A 21919-nucleotide genomic window follows, 5' to 3' on the forward strand; every position below is an offset into this window, starting at 1 on the left:
CCCATTCGGATCAAGGCATGTGCTGAATTTATTCAGCACATGCCTTGGAATTATTCCCCATTTATCTGAGGATATGCTTGTACGATGAATTCATTTTCCCCTGTCAAGTTTCTGCCTCAGAAAATTGCTGTACCATGTGATGCCCAAGACCACAACTATCACAAAGACCATGCCTGTGAACTCCAGTAGCTCTGCAGTGCGCACATCATCTATGATATAAAGGTGCCTGTTACAGAACCGGCTTATACATCGCAGGAACACATCTCACAAAGTAGTTACTTCTTCGCTACTTTTAAACTCTGTGCTCTTAAACTCTGTGAAGACTTCGATTTTTTCCTTTTCACTGTTAATTCTTACAAATTCTGGTTCGAGTACGCCATACACACACTTAAGGATATCGCATCTGGATATTATCCCCACGGGAATCTCACCTCTGACAACGGGAACCCTGACGATGTTATGTTTTGTCATGATATGTATAACATCTTCAACAGTTGTATCTTCGGTTACGCATATGGGCTTTGCAGACATGATTTCTTCTGCTGTTATTTTTTCTAAAGATTTTCCACGATCCATGGCTTTTAAAAGGTCAAATTCGCTTATAACCCCAACAATCCTATTGTTTTCGTCTACAACTGGCATTCCACTATACTTACCGGTCAATAACTTATCTGCCAGAGACTTGCCTAATGCCTGCTTTTTTGCAGCAGTAACGTTCTTGTTCATAATGTCCCTGGCTACAATATCACTTCTTGCCATGATGCGTATCTCCTTTCAAATTAAACTAAACTTATCAATACATGCACTATTACAGTGAAAATAATTCCTGTCTTTTCTGTTTTTTCATGAAAATAGGCAGAAAAGCGCAGTCTTCGATCCTGACATTTTACAGTCATTCAAATTAGATAAGGCGTAAGCAAAATATCAGTCGCTTGAGGCATTCACGGAAACATTGGCGAGAGGAACGGTCAGACCTTCGTTATTCAATCGGTCTATACAAAAAAGATAAACTAGCATTATAGGTGCCTATACCTTTATGTCAAGATTTAAATAAGACTAGTGCCGGGGTATACCTGCCGTGTGTGAATGCTTTGTATCACTGTCCTTGTTTTTTTGAAATGACTAGTATTTTGTTCCAATTTTTATTTGCGTCGATTTCTGAAGCATCTCTGCCGTAAAATGTCTGGCCAAGTTTATAAACGGAATTATCCAGGAGGAAAGGCACTTCCATGTGTTCTTCTTTAATGTTTTCAATGATAATTTTACAGATAATCCCGGAACGGCCAAATTCCAGATCATGAGTCAAATCTTTTGGGTCAGGTGAACTTATCTGATACCAGCCATTTCCCTTATTGGTAACATTCCAGCCGTCACATATTCCCCCATTGCTTTCAGGTATTAAAGAAATTTTACAAGGCTTATCTGTCTTCAAATGAAAACGGAAGATATTAATGTATCTTGGCACATGCTCGCACCACATGAAAATTTCAGCGCGTTCGCCTTTGACAAAGGGAGAGGTTTCGAAAACAATGACTCCCTGGTTTGTTTTTCCAAATACTAGAGAGGGATCAACCTTGTCTTCTAAGGGTGGAACACCTGTAATTCCTTTATAGGTGAGTTCGCTTTTTACGGTAAAAATTCCGTCTTCCGGTTTTTTCGGTGTTATGTAACTTATTTTATACTGTCCCCCCAGATCTTCAATAATTTGTTTAAATCGTTCAAGAAAAACGTTCATGTCTTCAGCATGAACGTATGTGCCCCCCGTCTTGATAGAGATATTTTCCAAAATCCCCTGATGCCGAACATCGCCCAGACCAATAACATAAATGTGGATGTCCCGTTTGTTAGCAAGGGATATCAGGTCATCTGGTTGCTGAACACTTGAATTGTCAAAACCGTCCGACAGAAAGACTAAAGCCCGGAAAGTTTTTGGATCAGGTGCCGATGGAAACTCTTTTAATCCGCTGTAAACAGCATCCCAGCAAATCGAAAAATCGCTATAGATGCTTTTTTTTGCGAAATTATCAATTGCGTCTTTTGCAGTTTGTTTATTGGTGGTAAATGGTTGTATAATAAGAGGCGCTTCATCCGATCTGTGAAATTCAGCTATACCTATCTGGTGGGTCTCCTTAAGACGGTCTATCAAGGATTTTACTCCGGCAAGCATGGTTTCAATGCCATTTCGTTGTGCTTTAATTGAAGCAGAAAAATCCAGCACCAGCATGACTTGAAGTTGAAAATCGTCTTGCGTATAGAGAAAAGGACGGCTTTCCATATAATCAATTTCTTCATTATTCTCCCAGATTTTCAGGTTCTTCCAATTAAATTTTGACGGGTCGATCAAAATAGCACGATTACTCTGATCCCGAAGGGAAAAGACAAACTGAATAGTACTGGGCCTTTGGTGTGCTGTAGTAATATTTTTCAGGTGAAGTTTCGTGAGAGGAGAAGTAATTTTCAGAGAAGGCACTTCAGCAAATACATCCTTGTTTAAAGAATCTGCAATCCGTATCGTGTATAGTTCTTCTCCGGGACGAAGAGGACTTTTTGGTGTCCATTTAAATTCTCCGTTGCTGGTGGCGTCATTTCTGTAATTGTAAGAACTTGCAATATTTTCTACTATGGAATCATTTCGTAACAGAAGGATATCAGCATGATTACCTATATTTGATGTCGCCGACCAGCGAATAGTGATGTCATCATCGATTGCTAATGATGCTCCGGCATAGGGGCTTATTATTCTTATATTTTTCTCTTCTTTTACGCCTTCCGCAACAATTTCAATAGTTTTATTTCCGCCATTTGATTTTACATTGATTTCTCCCCGATTCATCCCTACAGAAAGTTTATCCCTGTTAATAACGACAGGAATGTTTTTTTCTTCCTGTTTTCCACATGATCCGGATTTTAGAGAGGCCGAAATCCAGTCACTCTCTTTCGGTATATCAATTTCATACTGTAATGTTTTCACGAAAGACAGAAAAGCCCATTTTTTTTCCCCTTTATTTTTCAGAGTAAAGGGCATTTTGGTTTCTTTGTTTCCGAAATCCAATTCCGTTGGAACGATTTCAAGAATTGGTTCTACTCTTCCCAGATAAATGAGTATTGCAACCGAAATTATGATGACACAAATTGAGGAAAAAATTATTTTTCCGGATGATTTTCTCTTCATTTTTCAAAGCTCCTCATAACGAATGGTTTAACATTTCACCCAATGAATGGATTTCTTCCGTGAGCAAACATTAAATCATTTCAAATCAAATAAAATCAATAAAATTATAGTATGTTTGTAAAATAAATGCTTTTGACATTTTTACAAACGATATATATATTTGTAATATTTGCAATTAAGAAGTAATCCCCGGAGTGTAGCAAGGTTTTTTTGAAAAACGATAAATAAAAAGCACGGGTTTCCATATTACCTGACAATAAAGGAGGACAGATGAAAATAACGAAATTTGCTGCGATGGTGAGCTATTTATTGACTTTTGCCTTTGTTATTGTTGTGTTTCAGACAATTACTATTGCAAACGAATCACAGAGGCAAATAGGTTATGGTAGAGGTGGAAGGATGCAGGGTGGTACTGTGTCGGAACGTACAAAAGAACCTATTCAGCCAATCCCATTCAGCTTTGACTACGACAGGGCAAAGATAGAATTAGGAAAGAAATTGTTCTTTGAACCCAGATTGTCCAAATCCGGCTGGATCAGTTGTAATTCCTGTCACAACCTCTCGACAGGCGGTGTGGACAATTTGCCAACCTCTATTGGACATAAATGGGCCTTTGGCCCGATAAATTCACCTACTGTTCTGAATGCAAAATTCAATATGGCTCAATTCTGGGATGGCAGAGCAAAGGATCTGAGAGAACAGGCGAAAGGACCTGTAGCCAATCCTATGGAAATGGCTTCGAACCATGAACTTGCTGTAAGTGTATTGCAATCAATACCGGCATATGTACAATGGTTTAAGGAAGTATATAAAGACGAGAAAATTACCATTGATAATGTTGCTGATGCTATTGCTGCGTTTGAAGAGACTTTAACCACGCCAAATTCTAGATTTGACTGGTGGTTAAAAGACTACGATGACAAAATTACCGATGCTGAAAAGGACGGATATGATCTTTTTAAGGATAAAGGTTGCATAGCCTGCCATTACGGTTTTGGCGTAGGAGGAAACTCTTTCCAGAAATTCGGGGTTGCAAAGCCGTATGAAAAAGACACGCAGACTCTTGGCAGATACAACGTAACAAAGGATGAGAAAGATAAATATGTTTTCAAAGTTCCATTGCTGAGAAATATTGAACTTACGGCTCCTTATTTTCATGATGCCAGCACCTGGAGTTTGCGTGAGGCTGTAAATACTATGGCCGAATATCAGTTGGGACTGAAACTTACTGAAGAGGAAACGAACAAGATTGTTGCATTCTTGCGCACCTTAACAGGAGATCAGCCTGAAATTATTCTTCCGACTCTGCCGCCCTCAAATGAAAATACTCCGAAACCAAACCGGAATTGATGTTTTGTTGGATATCAGAAAAACCAATCATGGTAGTATCAGCGCTTCGGCATCTTTAAACGCTTAGTAAAACGTGTAAGAAAGCAAAAAGAGGGATGGTGGCGAAGCGGAGAAAAGATGGTAAAAAGAAATTCCGTTTTTATTAATGTGTTTTCTCTGCGCCCTCTGCGGCGAACTGTTGCCATATTTTTTCCCTTCAGCCTTTTAAATATTTTTGATAATGCTCTTTCCTTAAAAATTATGAAGCGTTTTCATGGCGTTGCGATTCCCTTTTCCCACTCTAACGATTTCTTTGCCGTTGATATTAGTCTTAAGGCTTGAATTAATGAGGTTTTATGTTATAGTATAGCAAAAAGTCGAAATATTCTTGGCACAACAAAGCCGCAACCAAAGATCCCCACGCTTTCTGCTCTTCGAAGGGGGCATAGGGGAGGGTGTAAAAAACTTTCCCAAACTTGCCCTCGTGAAAACGGGGAGTAAAAATTTCAACAAATAATATTACTATGATTAAAAGGAGAATACCATGTTCGAGGGCTCATTTGTAGCATTAGTAACACCCTTTAAAAATGGACAAATCGACTATGCAAAGCTGAAAGAACTCATAGAATTTCATATAAAAAACGGGACAAATGGAATCGTTCCTTGTGGTACAACCGGTGAGTCTGCCACAGTTTCGTTTGATGAGCACGAACGGATGATCGGTGAAGTTGTGAGCATGGTTGGTGGAAGGATACGGGTTCTGGCGGGAGCAGGTTCAAATAACACTATGGAAGCTCTGCGTTTGACCAAACATGCCAAAAAAGTAGGGGCAGATGGGGCATTGCTTATTACACCTTACTACAATAAACCCACCCCGGAGGGACTCTACCGGCATTATAAATTAATAGCGGAAGAGGTTGATATTCCTATTGTGATATACAATGTACCTTCCAGGACGGGCATATCTATATTGCCGGAAACGGTAGCGAAGCTTTCGGTGATCAAAAATATCGTTGGAATAAAAGAGGCCAGTGGCAGCATTGATCAAACGACTCAGATATTGCAGCTTTGCAACATCGAGGTTCTTTCGGGAGACGATTCTCTCACCCTGCCGATTATGTCAGTGGGGGGGAAAGGGGTGATATCCGTAGTGGCCAACATTGTACCGTCGGATACGGCCGCATTAACCCGTTATTGTCTGGAAGGTAATTTCGAAGCGGCCAGGAAATGTCATCACAAACTTTTTCCACTGTGCAAGGGCATGTTTATTGAAACCAATCCCATTCCCGTAAAAACCGCTATGAAACTTTTGGGAAGAATAAACGGAGAGATGCGTTTGCCGTTGTGTGATATGACGAAGGAACACGAGAACCAATTAATTGGTACGCTAAGAAATTACGGTTTAATGCCATAGCGTAACAACCATCACCACGTATTCCTCAGTCCAATTTAATGCTACACAAATTTCCCCAAATTTAATTACCTAAGTTTTCGTGACAAACTCATCTTGAATATATTTAGGAGAAACATTATGAAGGCTGTCGTTTTTTATGAGCATGGCGGGGTAGATAGGTTAACGTATACAGATATGGAGAAACCAAAAATTTCTCCCTATGAAGTACTGGTGAAGGTAAAAGCTTGTGCACTGAATCATTTAGATATCTGGGTAAGGCAGGGATTGCCCGGCATTGAGATCCCTATGCCACATGTACTGGGTAGTGATGTTGTTGGTGAGGTGGCAGAGGTCGGAATGGAGGTAAAGAATTTCAGGCCGGGCGACAATGTCCTCATTGCCCCCGGCGTTCGCTGCAGGAAGTGTGTGTATTGCATCACGAACAACGACAGCATGTGTAATAGTTTCAAGATAATGGGGTTTCAGGTCCAGGGAGGTTATGCAGAATTTGCAAGGGCCCATGTGGACAATATTATCCCCATCTCCAATAAGTTTTCCTTTGAGGAGTGGGCGGCCATTCCTTTGGTGTTTTTAACGGCATGGCACATGCTCATTACCCGGGGACAACTTAGACCGGGGGAGAACGTATTGATCCACGCGGCCGGCAGCGGCATCGGCAGCGCTGCTATTCAGATTGCCCGTCTGGCAGGCGCACGCGTGATTACTACAGCCCGGGGGAAGGAAAAACTGGAAAAGGCAAAACAATTGGGTGCTGATGAGGTCATAGACTATTCGAAAGAGGATTATCCAGAAAGGGTAAAACTTATAACGAATAACAAAGGGGTGGATCTTATCTTCGAACATATCGGGCCGGATACGTGGGAAAAGAATCTGCAATGTCTTACGAAGGGGGGGAGGATGGTGGTGTGTGGTGCCACAAGCGGTCCCACAACAACCATAGACATCCGGTTTCTGTTCATGAAGCAGCATGCGATTATTGGCTGTTATATGGGTAGTAAAAAGGAACTTCTGGATGTTTTGAACCTGGTAGAATTGGGAAGACTGAAACCCGTAATTGACAGCGTATTCCCTTTAAAAGAAGCCCCGGCAGCCCAGCAGAAGATGTTAAACAGAGAAAATTTTGGAAAGATTGTGTTAAAAATCTAAAAAGGTTTCACCCGATTGCAGTAGACCACCATTTCCCGCCATGGAGAAAAGGGACGCAGCCTTACGGCACCTTTCGTCAATTACCGGGCTATAATATTTATGCCCTGAAAGAGCTCGGTGTCAAACAGATTGTTTCACGGTCAGGCCCTGGGGTTATTAATACATCCTATCAAATCGGTGAATGTGTTATGGTAGATGACGTTGTGGATGAGACGCTCGGCAAGGAATCTACGCTTTATAAAAATCAGGGTATGGGATTTATTCGCCAGTCACCGGTCTTCTGTACTACATATTATGGGAATGTATGAAAGATTCATTGAAAAATCTAAACATCAATTTTCCCGATAAAGATTTGATAGATCCATTTGTTGGTCTTCGTTTAGAAACGTCCTGACAAAGAGGCTGCGGTTCAAACTAAGGGGTGATATTGGCGGTTTTGATATTTCTGATGATACATCTGACCTTTCATGGCAAGCCGTGGGACTCCTTGAATATGACATTTCGCAGAGAATTGTTCTGGGAGCCGGTTACCGCGCACTGGACATAAGATATGAAACGGAAAGCGGAGATGATAAGAATGGAATAGATGCCACGATTCATGGGCCTATTTTAGGAGTAGGATTCCGTTTCTGATACCTTGTTTCTTCCCGCAACTGTTGGGGGGGAGATCCCAAAGTGCTGGCAGACCCGCAAGGCCGGAAATGGCGTGACATGATCCAGAATGGCAAAGGTGCAGACGCAGCGGTCGAAATGATAATTGCCTTCTCCCAGGGAACATTCCCGAAGGCCTTGCTTTCTCTCCCCGGTACTGCAGCCTACCGCTCGGCATGGCGGGAGATAATCAAGGCGGCAGAAGAGGCGAACGATCCCGGTCGCTTCACCGCCTTCATTGGCTACGAGTGGACATCAAACACTGGCGGGAACAACCTGCACCGTAATGTGATCTTCCGCGACAACGGCACAAAGGCAGGACAGGTCGAACCTTTCATCACGATGAAGCAGTACGGCAGCGATAATCCCCGTGACCTGTGGAAATGGATGGCTGCGTTCGAAGAGAAGACCGGCGGTGACGTGCTGGCTATTGCACATAACGGCAACCTGAGCAATGGCCGCATGTTTCCGATCATAGAATCGTTCACTGGCAAGCCGGTTGATCGCGAGTATGCCGCGAATAGGGCGTGCTGGGAACGCCTCTATGAAGCAACACAGATCAAGGGTGACGACGAGACACATCCGTTTCTTTCTTCAAACGACGAGTTCGCCAACTTCGAGCGTTGGGACAAGGGCAACCTGGACCTCGGCGAACTCAAGAAGCCAGAGATGCTGGAGTTCGAGTATGCCCGCTCGGCACTTAAAAATGGCCTCAATCTCGAACAGCAGTTCTGCATCAAGATGCCAAAGGAAGTCCCCATGACCGTACAGGAGCGCGCCTGTACTTCCCCGATATGGTATATACCTGAGTGAAATTTGAAATTCGAAGATAGAGGAGTTTGTGATGAGAAACTAACGAATGCAAAGGCTAAGAAATGAACCTCAAAACCTTCTTTTTCATGATAATCTGGTTGATTGCCCTTGCGGGTGTTATTCACGCGCATGAAGTAAGACCTGCCTGTCTTGAACTGCGCCAGACTGGACAAGAAACCTACGAGATGCTCTGGAAGGTTCCTGCGCGGAGTGATCAGCGTCTGGGTATCTATGTGCACTTGCCAGATTGCTGTGAACGGAGCGGAGCTACAAAAAGCTACGCAACAGAAGATGCATTTATTGAGCGCTGGACTGTTCGTTGCAAAAGTGGGCTCGTTGGACAATGTATTACCATTGATGGCCTTGATGCAACGCTTACTGAGGTTTTGGTTCGTCTGGAGTGGGCAAGATGGGACCATACAGATAGCGCGACTAACCCCTTCGTCACCGTCATTCATTGTTGAGGCTGTTCCCAATGGGATGCATATCTTTACTACGTACCTTGTTCTTGGTGTAGAGCATATTCTTCTCGGGCAGCGTATGGTATCGGGTCGATAGCGAGCTTCTGGACCATCGAACGAGTGGTTGGGTTCTGGTCATAATATATATGGTAAACCTGGATACCAATGTGTGCTGCAAAAGGGAGGGGTTCATGCAGAAGAAACTGATTAAGGATTGCTTGTGCATTTCCTGTCGAAAAATATCTTTGCCATGGTTTCCGGTATTATTTGCTATCAGGCATTTTCCTTTTGAATTATAGTGCACACGGCAGCAATTCAGCTTACTCATTGCTCTAACCATGAAAAGAAAGCCTTGCATATTATGCCCAGATTAGTATAATTATTTTTTTATTTTCACTTTCTATAAATCAATAGGACTGGTGGAATGAACGTAAATACGTGGAAGAAAACTGAGTATGCCTTTAGAGCGCCCAGGGGTACGGAAGACGTATTACCGACGAAATGGGCTTTATGGCGAAAGCTTGAGGAAGTCGGACGGCAGGAGTTTGAACTTTGCGGATACTATGAAATTCGCACCCCGATTTTTGAGGATACTCGCTTATTTGTCAGAAGTATTGGGGAGGCTACGGATATTGTTGAGAAGGAGATGTACACCTTTGCTGATAGTGAAGACTCGAGCATAACCCTGCGTCCCGAAAACACAGCGCCTGTTATGCGGGCATATTTAGAGTATGAGTTGTATAAGACAAAAAAATTCCAAAAATTTTACTATATTGGTCCTCAATTCAGAAAGGAACGTCCACAGGCTGGAAGGCTTCGCCAATTCCACCAGATGGGTATAGAAGCGGTGGGTGCCACTGACCCTTTGCTTGATGTGGAAACTATCAGTGTAGCCACCCGGATATTCGACCGCATTGGTCTGAAGGGATACAAGGTCAAGATTAATTCCATAGGGTGTGAAAAATGCAGACCTGTTTTTAGAAATATCCTTAAAGAGAAACTCTGTGAACATGAAAAAGAGTTATGTGATCTCTGTCAGTCACGGCTAACCCGGAATGTATTTCGCATCCTGGATTGTAAAAATGAGAAATGTAAAACGATTAGCCATACTATGCCTTCCATTAATGATTATTTGTGTGGAGAATGCCATTCTCATGCGAAAGCAGTAAGGGAATCGCTTTTGGAGATTGGTATTCCTTATATTGCAGATGCTCATCTGGTACGAGGACTGGATTATTATACAAAAACTGTCTACGAAATCACCCACTTGTCACTAGGAGCCCGTGATGCCATTTGCGCTGGCGGGAGATATGACAATCTGATTTCCGATATTGGGGGCCCTCCTATCGGTTCTGTCGGATTTGCTATCGGGATGGAGGCAACAATCCTTGCTCTTGAAAATGTTATGGCAAAGAACAAATCTGTTTATCAGGAGATTTCTGTTCCTTCCCCCCTGGTGTATATCGTTTCTATTGGGGAAGAAACGAAAAAAAAATGTTTCTACCTGCTCAATCTTTTGAGAAAGGCAGATATTTCTGCTGATTTTGATTACGAAGGAAGAAGTCCCAAGGCACAAATGCGCACGGCAAATAAATTAGGGGTAAAATACGTTGTGGTGTTGGGTCCCGATGAACTTGCCCGCGGTGACGTCAAGGTCAAGGTGATGGAAACGAGCGAAGAAATTTCTCTAAAACAAAGCGAAATCCTTAAATGGTTCCAGAATCAATAGTCACCTCTCAAGAGTTAACAAATTCTAAATTCCCGGGAGCTAGTCAATACATGTCTAAATTGAAACGAACACATACCTGTGGTCAATTGCGGATAAAAGATGTGAAATCAACTGTTACCCTGTTTGGCTGGGTAAGCAGTATTCGGGATCACGGAGGGCTGATCTTTATTGACTTACGTGACAGATACGGTATTACCCAGGTGGTTTTCAATCCTGACAAAGGGAACGAATTCTACAATACTGCCGGTCAATTGAGACCTGAATATGTTGTGGCTATACAGGGGGCAGTTTCAGCAAGACCTGCAGGCACATTGAATCCCAATCTGGATACCGGGGAAATCGAGGTGTACGCTGATACACTCGAGATATTAAATAAATCAGAAACCCCTCCATTCGAGATTGAGGATGAAAGCAAGGTGTCTTTAGAATTACGTCTCAAGCACCGATACCTGGACCTGAGACGTCCCGCAATGCAAAGGCGGTTGATTTTCCGCCACAAGGTCTGCCAGGCTATACGCGAATACCTCGACCGGTTGAATTTTGTTGATATCGAAACACCCGTACTGACAAAGAGTACTCCGGAAGGAGCCAGAGATTATCTGGTTCCCAGCAGGATAAATCTCGGAAAGTTTTACGCACTGCCCCAATCTCCTCAGCTTTTTAAGCAGATTCTCATGGTGGCAGGTTATGACCGTTACTTTCAAATCGTACGCTGTTTCCGCGACGAAGACCTTCGTGCTCAGCGACAGCCTGAATTTACACAAATGGATATGGAGATGTCGTTTGTAGATGAAAATGATATTATGCAGATCATTGAGGGGCTCGTTGCCGCAATTTTCGATAAGGTTATTGGTAAAAAGGTCGCTATTCCCTTCCCACGGCTTTCGTATAAAGAGGCCATGGCTTCTTACGGCTGCGATGCTCCTGATTTACGTTTTGGGATGAAAATAAAGGATATATCTGACGTAGTTCAAAAATCAGATTTCAAAGTGTTTTTAGATACGATGAAATCGGGCGGACAGGTTCGGGGTGTCAATGCGAATGGCTGCGGGAATTTTTCAAGAAAAGACATCGATGATTTAACGGCTTTTGTTGGTCAATTTGGGGCAAAGGGGCTTGCATGGTTCAAGGTGGAAGAAAATGGCCTGTCCTCTTCAATAACAAAATTCTTTCCGGGAGAAACCCAGGAAAAATTACGACAGTACATGGACGCGAAAAAAGGAGATTTGCTCCTTTTTGTTGCAGATAAACCTAAGGTGGTATCCCAGTCTCTGGCACAGCTCAGATTGCATCTTGCGCAAAAAAATAAACTCATTGACACAAATACATTTCATTTTTCGTGGATTGTGGATTTTCCCTTGTTTGATTATAATGAAGAATTGAAACGCTATGAAGCGCTTCATCATCCGTTTACATCACCTCACCCTGATGATTTTCCAATCCTGGAAGAAAAACCCCTGGAAGTTAAGGCGCGTGCGTATGATCTTGTGCTCAATGGTGTAGAACTTGGAGGGGGTAGCATCCGTATTCACATGCCGGAAATACAAAAAAGGGTCTTCCGTTTACTTGGGATAGAGGATGAAAGCGCTTATGCAAAATTTGGATTTTTACTCGATGCCTTGAAGTATGGCGCTCCTCCTCACGGCGGGATTGCTCTGGGGGTCGATCGCATGGTAACGTTATTATTACAACTCGATGATATTCGAGAGGTTATTGCATTCCCCAAGACACAGAAGGCTACGTGTCTTATGACAAATGCACCGTCTGAAGTAGATCCTCAGCAACTGAAGGAATTGGGCATACGACTGGCATAAATTTTCATTTAGTGATAAAGGCAAAATTTAAGAAAAATAAAACCATGAAACGACAATTACTTTTAATGCTCATCGGGGCAGCTTTTATAATACTCCTTGCCTCTGTCAGTTTTTTCTTATACGTAAAACGCTTACATCGTTCTGCGTCCTATCTACAAACGGCGGGACAATATGTACAACAAGGTAAACTGGACGATGCGATTGCCATTTTAAAAGATACTCTGAGTAAAAACCCGCGTATTGCAGAGGCCCATGCTGCCCTGGGCATGATTTACAATAAAAAGGACTTGCTTGACGATGCACTTACGGAGTTAAAAATGGCCTTAACTATGAAACCCGATCTTATTAACATTTATCAGGAGATGTACCTGATTTATAAGAAGAAAGGTATGGAAGAAGAGGCGAATCAGGCATTAGATTCTTATAATAAACTTAAAGAAAGCAAATAAAATTTATTTTTACTCTTGGTTGAAAGCTGTTATTATTACTCTTATGAAAAAAAGTGTCATTCTTTTACCCATTATTATTTTAACGAGTATCCTTCACATACAGACGCTCTTTGCTCAGAGAGATGATGAGGCGAATAAGTGTTACTTGGATGCTTACAACTTATACAAGTTGGGGAAACTGGATCAGTCCCTGGAGATGTTAAAGAAAGTTATAGAAATTAATCCAGACCATGCCGAAGCACACTTTGGTATGGGAAGTATTTATTTCCGGCAGAACATGTTTGATGATGCCGTCAAGGAATTTACCAAGGTGACACGGATTAAACCTGAATACGTCGAGGCCTATCAGCGACTTTGGCTGGCATACAAAAAATTGGGCATGAACGACAAAGCGGAGGAAGAACTTCAAAAGTATAAAAAATTAATTGAAGAACGTATGCAGGGAATGGTAGGTGGTTCTCCTCAGGTGGTGAAGCCTGCTGCACCACCTCCGCGAAGGGAAGTACAGGAAGAAAAGCCCAAACCAGAAGAAACTCAACCAACTACAGAGACAAGACCTCCGGAGACAACGGTACCTGATACAAGGGTTGCAGAATCAGGTTCTCCAGAAAAAGAGACTGAAAAGGAAAGACCTGTTGTAGTAAAACCAGTATCTCCCCCGGCAGAGGAAACCAAGCCTGTTGCGGGTGCCCGGTCTTCTGTGGCAGAGCCGGAAGCGACGGCTGTATTGGAGACGACAAAACAGATTGAAAAACGATATACAGAGTCACCTCCTCAACCGCCAACCGAGGAAAAACGTCCTACTGAAACAGAATATAAGTCTCCGTATATTAAAGTGGATAAAAAAGACCCTGCATACAAACACCTTTTTAAACCGTTCAAGAAGGTGGGGTCGACTTTATTTAAGAATCCCTTTAAAAAGAGGGCTGAAGAATTAGAGAAAACGTATGTTGGCAAGCTTGTTAAAGGGTTCCTTTATTACATAATGACAATACAAATTTGGTTATGCATTGTTGCCTTTTTAGGGATATATTTCTTTAAAGCCAAAAAAGAAAAATTATGAAGAAATGCCCTTATTGTGCGGAAGAAATTAAGGATGAAGCGATTAAGTGCCGTTTTTGTGGCGAGTTTTTAACATCGATACCCGATGATAAGGGGAAACCGAATACCCAGGTAAAACCGGAAGCCAAACCGCAGCGAAAAATGCAATCTCAACAAGCGGAAAAACCAAAAACGGATGTAAAACCCCCGCAAAAGACAGTAACCATATCTGGAGATAAGGATAAAAAATCGGAGACAGGACGTACTCAAGTCACCACGGAAATGATTGCTGTTGAAACAGAAGAGGCAGCAGGAGAAAAGACCGTTGCCTCTTTAGGAAAACCCTTAGAAACCGCAAAAAAAAAGAAAGATTGGATTTTAATAATTGCAATTATTGTATTTGGAATTTTATTGCTGATAATACAGTTTAGTAAGCAATTAGGTATCGAAGGATTTCCATAAAACAAACCAGTTTTTCCCCCAGCTTATCGGAATAAGGGTAACTCCTTTGATTCTGAAAGGAGCGTGGTGACGATTTGGATAACACCCTCTGTGCTGCTTCCGATGTAACGTATTTTATTCTCCCGATCCAGCACAATCATTGTGGGTATCATTTGAATACTATATAAGGCAGGAATTTCCCCTTTCCATCGTTTCCCATCGAATACCTGTGGCCATTCCACCTCTTCCTGCTTTACAAAGCCACGTAAATCTTCAATATCGTCATCCAGGCTTACGCCAATGAACAGAACGCCTTTATCCTTGAGTTTACTGTACATTTTCTTCACTTTGGAAAATTCCTGAATACAAGGGTCGCACCACGTTGCCCAAAAATCAATGACCGTAATATTTCCTTTGCATTTTGATAAATCGACCGGCTTTCCGTTAAAATCTGTAACATTGAATGTCGGCGCTTCCATGCCGAGCCGTATTGAACCAGTTAACTCTCTGCCAAAGGTGTCGGCTGCCCTCGGATCGATTAGTTTTAATTCCGCTGCAGTCTCTTTTGCTTTTGCAATGTCACCTTTTGCTATCAGCGCCTTTGTTTTAAAATACAATGCTTTGGCCTTAAAAAGATTGTCAATGTCTCCCTGACTTAGCACAGCATCAAAATATTTTATAGCCTCATCAAAATTATGCATCGTATTGCAAATATTGCCAATATAAAACTTTGCTTCCAGTGCTTGCTGTGTCTTGGGATATTTTTCGATCAATCTATTCAATTCCTTAAGCGACCCTTCATAATACTTTTTTGAATCTGCAAATTTCATTTCAGTAAGGCCGCTTAAATCTTTTCTGATAATCTCCAGCTGTTTTGCTGCATTTGCATCGTGTCTCAGTTCACCTGCATTGCCGGTATAACCAGTCCAGAGTAAAACAGCAGATGTAACTATGGTAACAATGAAACGTCTTCCTTTTTTCATGATGGCCAACTCCTTGTTTATTTCCCAAAATTCTCCTTTTAACGATCAATTATGTATTAGTCTGCATGGTGGTTCGGAATATATTACATGAATACATCTTAATATTCAAGAGTCATTTCTTTACGGGTACACGTAACGAGAAACGAGAAACTTTCTGTTGACCGAATGTGTTTAAAAGATTACGATGTGACAACGAAACATGCCAAAAGAAATGAAAAAATTACATTGCAAATGTATTAGCATACTTCTTAAAATTTACATTTATAAACAGGCAGACCATTACTTATTACTTAGCGAAACAATAAGGAGCATAGAGAAAATGAAAAAGAAGACCCTGGTTTCAATCCTTTCAATCGTAACTTTTATCGTGTTGTTTACAGGTGGTGTATTTGCAAACTCCCTGAAGCTTGACGTTAAAGAGCATGTACTCAAAAACGGTTTAAAGTTACTTATGCTGGAAAAGCATGATGTGCCTGTCGTGTGTGTTCGTATTAATTATAAGGTGGGGTCAGTTGATGAACGACCGGGGATTACCGGGGTTTCACATCTCTTTGAACATATGATGTTTAAAGGAACAAAGATATTCGGAACCAGGGATTACTCTGCGGAAAAATCGTTACTTGACAGGGAAGACGAATTAGTTATGAAGATCTATGCTGAAAAAAGCAATGGAGCGTCTGCCGACAGGAAAAAGACTGAATCACTTGAAAAGGAGTTGGAGGAAGTAAGAAAGAAACTCAGGGATTTAGTGGTAAAAGACGAGGTTTTTTCTTTATATTTACGACATGGGGCTTCCGGGCTCAATGCTGCAACGAGCACTGACGGTACGTATTACTTCTGTGATCTTCCTGCAAACAAGTTAGAATTGTGGGCATTTATTGAGTCGGATCGGATGAAAAATCTCGTACTCAGGGAATTTTATTCTGAACGGGATGTCGTTATGGAAGAGAGACGACTTAGAACTGAGAATAGCCCGATGGGGTTGTTGATTGAACAACTCAATGCCATAACCTTCATTGCCCATCCTTACCGTTGGCCTACCATCGGATGGCGATCCGATGTGCAGAATATTACCAAGGCAGAAACAGAGGAATATTTTAAACAATACTATGCTCCCAATAATGCCGTGGTTGTCATGGTAGGAGATTTTAATCCTGCCGATGCAATAAAATTGGTAGAAAAATACTTCGGGGATATTCCAGGCCAACCTGCGCCTCCAAGGGTAAAAACGGTAGAACCAGAACAGAAAGGCGAACGGCGAGTCGAGGTTGAGTTTGAATCAAATCCCTATATAGCCATTTCCTATCACATCCCTGCGATTGGACATTCAGACCTGTATGCCCTGGATGTCTTGAGTTCACTTCTTTCCGACGGACGTACCTCCAGATTATATAAATCTCTGATTGAGGATAAACGTATTGCCGTCATGGCACATGCTTATAATGGGATAGGGAAATATCCAGATACATTTACCTTTATTGCTGTGCCACGAGCACCACATGCCGTGGCAGAGATAGAATCTGCGTTTTACGAAGAGATTGAAAAAGTGAAAAAGGTCCCGCCGAGTGATTGGGAGTTGCAAAAGATCAAAAACCAATTAGAGGCGGAGTTCATCAGAGGACTTAACTCTGCCTCCGGGCTCGCCAATGAAATAGGGCATTTTGAAGTTCTTTCCGACTGGCGCTATATTAATACCTTCATGGACAAACTGGCACAAGTAACCGCATCGGATGTTATGAGGGTCGTAAATAAATATTTAACGAAGAACAACCGAACCGTGGCTATATTGGTGAAAAAAGAAAATAACCAGAAGACGAAGGAAACAAAGGAAACAAAGGAAAAGAATAAGTTGGGAAAATCAACTGCTGCCTATTAAATAATGTTCTTCGGCATTTTCAAAACCACACATTGAAAGATAAGAAACGAGGGAGATTTTAACGTGTATAAAAATAAATATTTCGTATTTCCGATTGTATGTATAGCATTCTTGTTTTCCATTGTTTATTTCACCAATCTCTTTGCAGAGCCTCAGGGGCATGAACGTGTTGTTGCTCCATCAGTGGGAAAACCAGAGTCTGAAGGTGCAAAGATCGTTTCCGGTTTCAAATTTAAACCACTCAATTTTGTTCCTCCAAAAGTGGATAGGGTTGTTTTAGAAAATGGTATGATTTTGTATCTCCTGGAAGATCACAATCTGCCTTTGTTTAATGTTACTGCACGTATCAGGACCGGCGCAATTTATGAACCTCAGGAAAAAGCAGGATTGGCCGGTTTGACTGGATATGTGATGAGAAGCGGTGGTACAATATCCATGCCGGCCGATAAAATGAACGAGGAGCTTGAATTTATGGCTGCCTCTGTTGAAACCTCCATTGGTCGAGAATCAGGTAGTGCAAGTTTATCTACACTCAAAAAAGATATTGATAAAGGCCTAAAAATTTTTGCAGATGTACTCATGAACCCTGCATTCCCGGAAGATAAGATCAAGATGCGAAAGGATGAGGTCATTGAATCCATCAGGCGTGAGAACGATAATCCCACGCAAATCGCGCACAGGGAATTTCGTAGAATTATGTATGATAGCAAACACCCTTACAGCCGAAAGGTTGAAGGAACACTGGAATCCATTGAGAAGATTACAAGGGAAGACATGGTCGCTTTTCACAGGAAATATTTCCATCCTAATAATATTATCCTTGGTATCTCAGGTGATTTCAAGAAGGAAGAAATTATTAAAAAGCTGAATGCGGTATTTGCAGGCTGGAAAAAAGAGGATATTCATTTTCCGGAAGTACCCAAGGTCGAAAAACGCTTTGAGAAGTCAGTGTATTATGTGTACAAGGATATTAATCAGGCGAATGTGATTATGGGGCATCTGGGAATTCACCGAAAAAGTCCGGATTATTTTCCCGTTATGGTAATGAATTTTATCCTGGGTGGCGGAAGCTTTACAGCACGTATTCCAGGCAGGATTCGTTCGGATGAAGGACTTGCATATTCTGCTTTCAGCGCTTTTCAAACCGCACGGGATCTTGGGATATTCTTTGTTTCATGTCAGACCAAATTAGAATCGACTAACCGCGCTATCTCGATTGCACTGGAGGAAATAGATAAAATTCGTAAGACACCAATTGATAAAGAGGAATTGTCACTGGCCAAAGAAACCTTTATGAACCAGTTCATCTTCCGGTTTACGACCAGCGCCAGTATCGTGGCACAAAAGGTCGATATTGAATACGAGGATTTACCTTTAAACTATCTCGAAACGTATCTGGATAAAGTGCAAGCCGTTACCCAGGAAGACGTTCAACGGGTTGCCCAAAAATATCTGCATCCGGATGAGATCAAAATTCTCGTGGTTGGTGATATGGAAAGGTTTGATAAATCACTTGACAGTTTCGGGAAGGTCAACGTTATAGAGTTGAATTAAATATAATATTTTACCGCAGAGGGCGCTAAGAACGCAGAGAAAACAGAATAATTTTTGCAATTTTATCTATTAATTGATCTCTGCGACCTCTACGTTCTCTGCGGTGAGTTGAAATGTTACAGGTTTATCATGATGGAAATTAAGTCGGTTACCATAGAGATCCCTGAGAGTTCCAATATAATTATTGGGCACACCCATTTTATTAAAACGGCGGAAGACTTATATGAGGTCATGGTAAATTCCGTCCCCGGCATTAAGTTTGGTATCGCCTTCTGTGAGGCCTCTGGCCCTTGCCTCATCAGGGCAGAAGGAAATGACAACTCTCTCAAAGAGATTGCGATTCAAAATGCCCGAAATATTGCTGCTGGCCATACATTTGTCATCCTCATGAAAGATGCATTTCCGGTAAATGTGTTGAACGCTATGAAGGCATGTCCTGAGGTATGTTCCATCTTTTGCGCCACTGCCAATCCTGTGCAGGTTATTGTGGCTGAAACCGAACAAGGCAGGGGCATACTGGGTGTCATTGATGGTTATAGTCCTAAGGGCGTTGAGGATGAAAAAGACATCCAAAACCGCAAGCAATTCCTTCGTAAAATCGGCTATAAACTCTAGTGAGGGATTGTCTCTGACTGGTAAAAAACACCTGGAACCACAGATTGCTCAGATTCCACAGATTGTTCATATTTTTTATCGGTGTAATCTGCGAAATCTGTGGTTATTTTTAAAACGTCGTTGTATTCTTTTCTTAACGGTTCGCCTTGAATTGGTTCTTCCTTTCTCTGCTTTGTGCCTTTTTTGCGGCATCGGCTGATGCCTTCAGTAAAAAGTCACTTCTTGCGAGTAACGAATACCTCATTGCCTGGGTGCGTGTTGGATTTGCCACGCCTTTTTTACTCTTACTTTTACCATTCATAAAGATACCGAAGTTAGACATCCAGTTTTTTCTAACGATACTCATTTTGCTTCCATTGGAAACCGTGGCACTTATATTATACATGAAGGCGATCAAGATATCGCCTTTATCCATCACTTTACCATTTCTGGCATTAAGCCCCATTTTTATGATCTTTACTTCAAATCTGATACTTGGAGAAAGGCTGGATGAATTTGGAATCATGGGTATTGTTCTTACTGCCATTGGGGCCTATCTGCTGAATGTGAAGACAACCAGAAAAGGCATATTGGAACCCTTTAAAGCCATAGGACGGGAACGTGGCTCACTGTATATGGTTATTGTTGCCTTTATATACAGTATTACTTCTAACCTGGGGAAAATGGCGATACTACACTCCAGCCCTTTATTCTTTACGGCAACGTACCTCCCCATCCTTGCTGCAATCCTTTTTCCTGTTCTTATATGGAAGAATCATGGTAAAATAAAAAAATTATTTTCTCATAGTACCCTATTTAGCCTGATTGGGTTAGCCATCGCCTTTGCCACCATTACCCATTTTTTGGCGGTAAATATCGCAGAAGTGCCCTATGTCATTTCGGTAAAACGAATGAGCCTCATCTTTGGTATCATGTATGGTGCTGTTTGGTTTAAAGAAACGAATATCAGGGAGCGACTTATGGGTGGTATTGTTATGATTATTGGGGTAGTTATTATTACCTTATTTTAAAAAATGAACAAAATTATTGAATGTGTCCCAAACTTCAGCGAAGGCCGGGATTCCCAAAAAATAGCCAGGATTGTCGGTGAAATTGAAAAGGTCAATGGCGTTAAATTGCTGAATGTAGAATCGGACGCAGACTATAATCGCACTGTCGTTACCTTTGCAGGCAAACCAGAGGCAATTAAGGATGCAGCCTTTTATGCCATCGAGATGGCTGCGGAGGTTATCGATATGTCACAGCAAAAGGGTGCCCATCCCCGCATCGGTGCTACTGACGTCTGTCCGTTTGTTCCCATAGCTAATGTTACGATGGACGAGTGTGTTCAGATTGCACGGGCGCTGGGAAAGGAGGTAGGGGAGTGGCTTGGTATTCCTGTTTATCTGTACGGAGAGGCAGCAGTTATACCGGAACGGCACTTACTTCCTGATATCAGAAAAGGGGAGTATGAAAATTTATCGGAAAAATTAAAAGAAGAAAAGTGGCGACCCGATTACGGGCCTGCGGAATTTAATGAAAACGTAAGGAGGGCGGGGGCCACGGTAATTGGTGCACGTGAATTCCTGATTGCATACAATGTGAATCTGGATACACAGGATATCCAGGTAGCTAACAGGATCTCAGGGATTGTAAGGGCTTCCGGGATTGTCAAGATCAACGAAAAGGGCGAAAGGGTGCGCATCCCCGGGCTGCTAAAATTCGTACAGGCCATGGGTGTGTATCTGAAAGAACATAACTTTACCCAGGTTTCCATGAACCTGCAGAATTATAAGGTGACCCCACCACATGTGGCCTTTGAAGAGGTCAAGAAACAAGCCGGTCTATTAGGCGTACGTGTTACTGGGAGCGAGGTAGTAGGTCTTATTCCCAAGGAGGCATTGCTTGCAGCCGGTCGTTTTTATTCAAAGGAGCCGTCAGAAGAGAGGCTTATTGCTGTGGCTATTGAAAGGTTGGGCCTGAGTCAGTTGAACAAATTTATACCGGAGAAGAAGGTGATTGAGTATATGTTGGGGCTGGATTAAAATTGATATTTTCATACCATGAATACGCCAGAAATAAACAAGCAATAATTGGTTTTAGATTTACGATTTCAGATTTACGATTTTTCAATTATTCACTGGGCGATCAAGACAAAGTCTAAAATCGTAATTCGTAAATTTTTAAAAAACTTTGCAAAAATAACGAGACCCTTATTTCTCCTCCATAAACCATCGATCTTGACTTTCGTCGTAGAGAATCTTAAAGATAAGTCCTTCATCTGTTTTTATGGTGAACCTTCTTCTACGCCCTCTGTCAGGAATTTCTTCATAAGTCTGGGATAATATCTCCTTAATCTTATGTGTTTTCCCTTCAAAAATAAACCTAAGCGGCCTCTCATCGGCTTTATATCCTGAATAGGTACATACTTGAATATCATGCAATTTCATAT

18 protein-coding genes and 2 pseudogenes are annotated in these 21919 nt (G+C 41.9%); 16 read left to right on the forward strand and 4 right to left on the reverse strand.

What is annotated here, in order from left to right:
- Positions 1–264 precede the first annotated feature (264 nt).
- Both E3K36_08735 and E3K36_08740 read right to left on the reverse strand, forming a co-directional pair.
- Positions 265–759: a CBS domain-containing protein gene (locus E3K36_08735; GenBank protein MCF6155324.1), complete on the reverse strand. Its 495-nt coding sequence runs from the start codon at positions 757–759 to the stop codon at positions 265–267.
- A gap of 337 nt (positions 760–1096) precedes the next feature.
- Positions 1097–3172 (reverse strand): VWA domain-containing protein, encoded by a 2076-nt coding sequence (locus E3K36_08740; GenBank protein MCF6155325.1) that lies wholly within the window; start codon positions 3170–3172, stop codon positions 1097–1099.
- 399 nt (positions 3173–3571) lie between these two features.
- On the opposite strand from E3K36_08740, the gene E3K36_08745 reads away from it, so the two are divergent.
- The 11 genes and pseudogenes from E3K36_08745 (at position 3572) to E3K36_08795 (ending at position 14112) form a co-directional block, all read left to right on the forward strand.
- A complete protein-coding gene (locus E3K36_08745; GenBank protein ID MCF6155326.1) occupies positions 3572–4522 on the forward strand; it encodes a cytochrome-c peroxidase in 951 nt (316 codons plus the stop codon).
- 117 nt (positions 4523–4639) lie between these two features.
- Positions 4640–4843, forward strand: a complete 204-nt coding sequence (locus E3K36_08750; protein MCF6155327.1) for a hypothetical protein — start codon at positions 4640–4642, stop codon at positions 4841–4843.
- A gap of 202 nt (positions 4844–5045) precedes the next feature.
- On the forward strand, positions 5046–5915 hold the full coding sequence (locus tag E3K36_08755) for a 4-hydroxy-tetrahydrodipicolinate synthase (GenBank protein ID MCF6155328.1): 870 nt from the start codon (positions 5046–5048) through the stop codon (positions 5913–5915).
- A 117-nt stretch (positions 5916–6032) separates the two neighbouring features.
- Complete coding sequence (locus E3K36_08760; protein MCF6155329.1) at positions 6033–7061, forward strand: alcohol dehydrogenase; 1029 nt, start codon at positions 6033–6035, stop codon at positions 7059–7061.
- 675 nt (positions 7062–7736) lie between these two features.
- Positions 7737–8438: pseudogene (locus tag E3K36_08765) on the forward strand (DUF3604 domain-containing protein).
- Positions 8439–8587: 149 nt separating this feature from the next.
- Positions 8588–8989, forward strand: a complete 402-nt coding sequence (locus E3K36_08770; GenBank protein MCF6155330.1) for a hypothetical protein — start codon at positions 8588–8590, stop codon at positions 8987–8989.
- Between the two features lie 421 nt (positions 8990–9410).
- Positions 9411–10715: a histidine--tRNA ligase gene (locus E3K36_08775; protein ID MCF6155331.1), complete on the forward strand. Its 1305-nt coding sequence runs from the start codon at positions 9411–9413 to the stop codon at positions 10713–10715.
- A 50-nt stretch (positions 10716–10765) separates the two neighbouring features.
- Positions 10766–12529, forward strand: a complete 1764-nt coding sequence (aspS, locus tag E3K36_08780; GenBank protein MCF6155332.1) for an aspartate--tRNA ligase — start codon at positions 10766–10768, stop codon at positions 12527–12529.
- A gap of 44 nt (positions 12530–12573) precedes the next feature.
- Positions 12574–12978 carry a tetratricopeptide repeat protein gene (locus E3K36_08785; GenBank protein ID MCF6155333.1) on the forward strand — a complete coding sequence of 135 codons (405 nt, stop codon included), beginning with the start codon at positions 12574–12576 and terminating at the stop codon, positions 12976–12978.
- A gap of 43 nt (positions 12979–13021) precedes the next feature.
- Positions 13022–14041: a tetratricopeptide repeat protein gene (locus E3K36_08790; GenBank protein MCF6155334.1), complete on the forward strand. Its 1020-nt coding sequence runs from the start codon at positions 13022–13024 to the stop codon at positions 14039–14041.
- Positions 14038–14112: pseudogene (locus E3K36_08795) on the forward strand (zinc ribbon domain-containing protein). The gene E3K36_08790 and the pseudogene E3K36_08795 overlap by 4 nt, the downstream one beginning before the upstream one ends.
- A gap of 392 nt (positions 14113–14504) precedes the next feature.
- Here the strand turns inward: E3K36_08795 and E3K36_08800 are convergent.
- Positions 14505–15443: a redoxin domain-containing protein gene (locus tag E3K36_08800; GenBank protein ID MCF6155335.1), complete on the reverse strand. Its 939-nt coding sequence runs from the start codon at positions 15441–15443 to the stop codon at positions 14505–14507.
- A gap of 199 nt (positions 15444–15642) precedes the next feature.
- Here E3K36_08800 and E3K36_08805 point away from each other — a divergent pair, with 199 nt between their 5' ends.
- From E3K36_08805 to ftcD, 5 genes are all read left to right on the forward strand, one after another.
- Positions 15643–17319, forward strand: a complete 1677-nt coding sequence (locus E3K36_08805) for an insulinase family protein (GenBank protein ID MCF6155336.1) — start codon at positions 15643–15645, stop codon at positions 17317–17319.
- A gap of 63 nt (positions 17320–17382) precedes the next feature.
- Positions 17383–18873: an insulinase family protein gene (locus tag E3K36_08810; protein ID MCF6155337.1), complete on the forward strand. Its 1491-nt coding sequence runs from the start codon at positions 17383–17385 to the stop codon at positions 18871–18873.
- Between the two features lie 132 nt (positions 18874–19005).
- Positions 19006–19488, forward strand: a complete 483-nt coding sequence (locus tag E3K36_08815; GenBank protein MCF6155338.1) for an adenosine monophosphate-protein transferase — start codon at positions 19006–19008, stop codon at positions 19486–19488.
- A gap of 146 nt (positions 19489–19634) precedes the next feature.
- Positions 19635–20498 (forward strand): EamA/RhaT family transporter, encoded by an 864-nt coding sequence (locus E3K36_08820; GenBank protein MCF6155339.1) that lies wholly within the window; start codon positions 19635–19637, stop codon positions 20496–20498.
- A 3-nt stretch (positions 20499–20501) separates the two neighbouring features.
- Positions 20502–21512: a glutamate formimidoyltransferase gene (gene ftcD / locus E3K36_08825; GenBank protein MCF6155340.1), complete on the forward strand. Its 1011-nt coding sequence runs from the start codon at positions 20502–20504 to the stop codon at positions 21510–21512.
- A 168-nt stretch (positions 21513–21680) separates the two neighbouring features.
- On the opposite strand, the gene E3K36_08830 is transcribed toward ftcD, so the two are convergent.
- Entirely contained in the window at positions 21681–21917 is a 237-nt protein-coding gene (locus E3K36_08830; protein ID MCF6155341.1) for a hypothetical protein, read from the reverse strand.
- Positions 21918–21919: the final 2 nt, after the last annotated feature.

Source organism: Candidatus Brocadia sp. (assembly GCA_021646415.1).
Lineage (GTDB): Bacteria > Planctomycetota > Brocadiia > Brocadiales > Brocadiaceae > Brocadia.

Coding starts and splice junctions, on each gene's coding strand:
- E3K36_08790 (MCF6155334.1), top strand. CDS start 13,022: ATGAAAAAAAGTGTCATTCTTTTACCCATTATTATTTTAACGAGTATC.
- E3K36_08785 (MCF6155333.1), top strand. CDS start 12,574: ATGAAACGACAATTACTTTTAATGCTCATCGGGGCAGCTTTTATAATA.
- ftcD (MCF6155340.1), top strand. CDS start 20,502: ATGAACAAAATTATTGAATGTGTCCCAAACTTCAGCGAAGGCCGGGAT.
- E3K36_08805 (MCF6155336.1), top strand. CDS start 15,643: ATGCCAAAAGAAATGAAAAAATTACATTGCAAATGTATTAGCATACTT.
- E3K36_08760 (MCF6155329.1), top strand. CDS start 6,033: ATGAAGGCTGTCGTTTTTTATGAGCATGGCGGGGTAGATAGGTTAACG.
- E3K36_08745 (MCF6155326.1), top strand. CDS start 3,572: ATGCAGGGTGGTACTGTGTCGGAACGTACAAAAGAACCTATTCAGCCA.
- E3K36_08775 (MCF6155331.1), top strand. CDS start 9,411: ATGAACGTAAATACGTGGAAGAAAACTGAGTATGCCTTTAGAGCGCCC.
- E3K36_08735 (MCF6155324.1), bottom strand. CDS start 759: ATGGCAAGAAGTGATATTGTAGCCAGGGACATTATGAACAAGAACGTT.
- E3K36_08830 (MCF6155341.1), bottom strand. CDS start 21,917: ATGAAATTGCATGATATTCAAGTATGTACCTATTCAGGATATAAAGCC.
- aspS (MCF6155332.1), top strand. CDS start 10,766: ATGTCTAAATTGAAACGAACACATACCTGTGGTCAATTGCGGATAAAA.
- E3K36_08815 (MCF6155338.1), top strand. CDS start 19,006: ATGGAAATTAAGTCGGTTACCATAGAGATCCCTGAGAGTTCCAATATA.
- E3K36_08740 (MCF6155325.1), bottom strand. CDS start 3,172: ATGAAGAGAAAATCATCCGGAAAAATAATTTTTTCCTCAATTTGTGTC.
- E3K36_08750 (MCF6155327.1), top strand. CDS start 4,640: ATGGTAAAAAGAAATTCCGTTTTTATTAATGTGTTTTCTCTGCGCCCT.
- E3K36_08770 (MCF6155330.1), top strand. CDS start 8,588: ATGAACCTCAAAACCTTCTTTTTCATGATAATCTGGTTGATTGCCCTT.
- E3K36_08755 (MCF6155328.1), top strand. CDS start 5,046: ATGTTCGAGGGCTCATTTGTAGCATTAGTAACACCCTTTAAAAATGGA.
- E3K36_08800 (MCF6155335.1), bottom strand. CDS start 15,443: ATGAAAAAAGGAAGACGTTTCATTGTTACCATAGTTACATCTGCTGTT.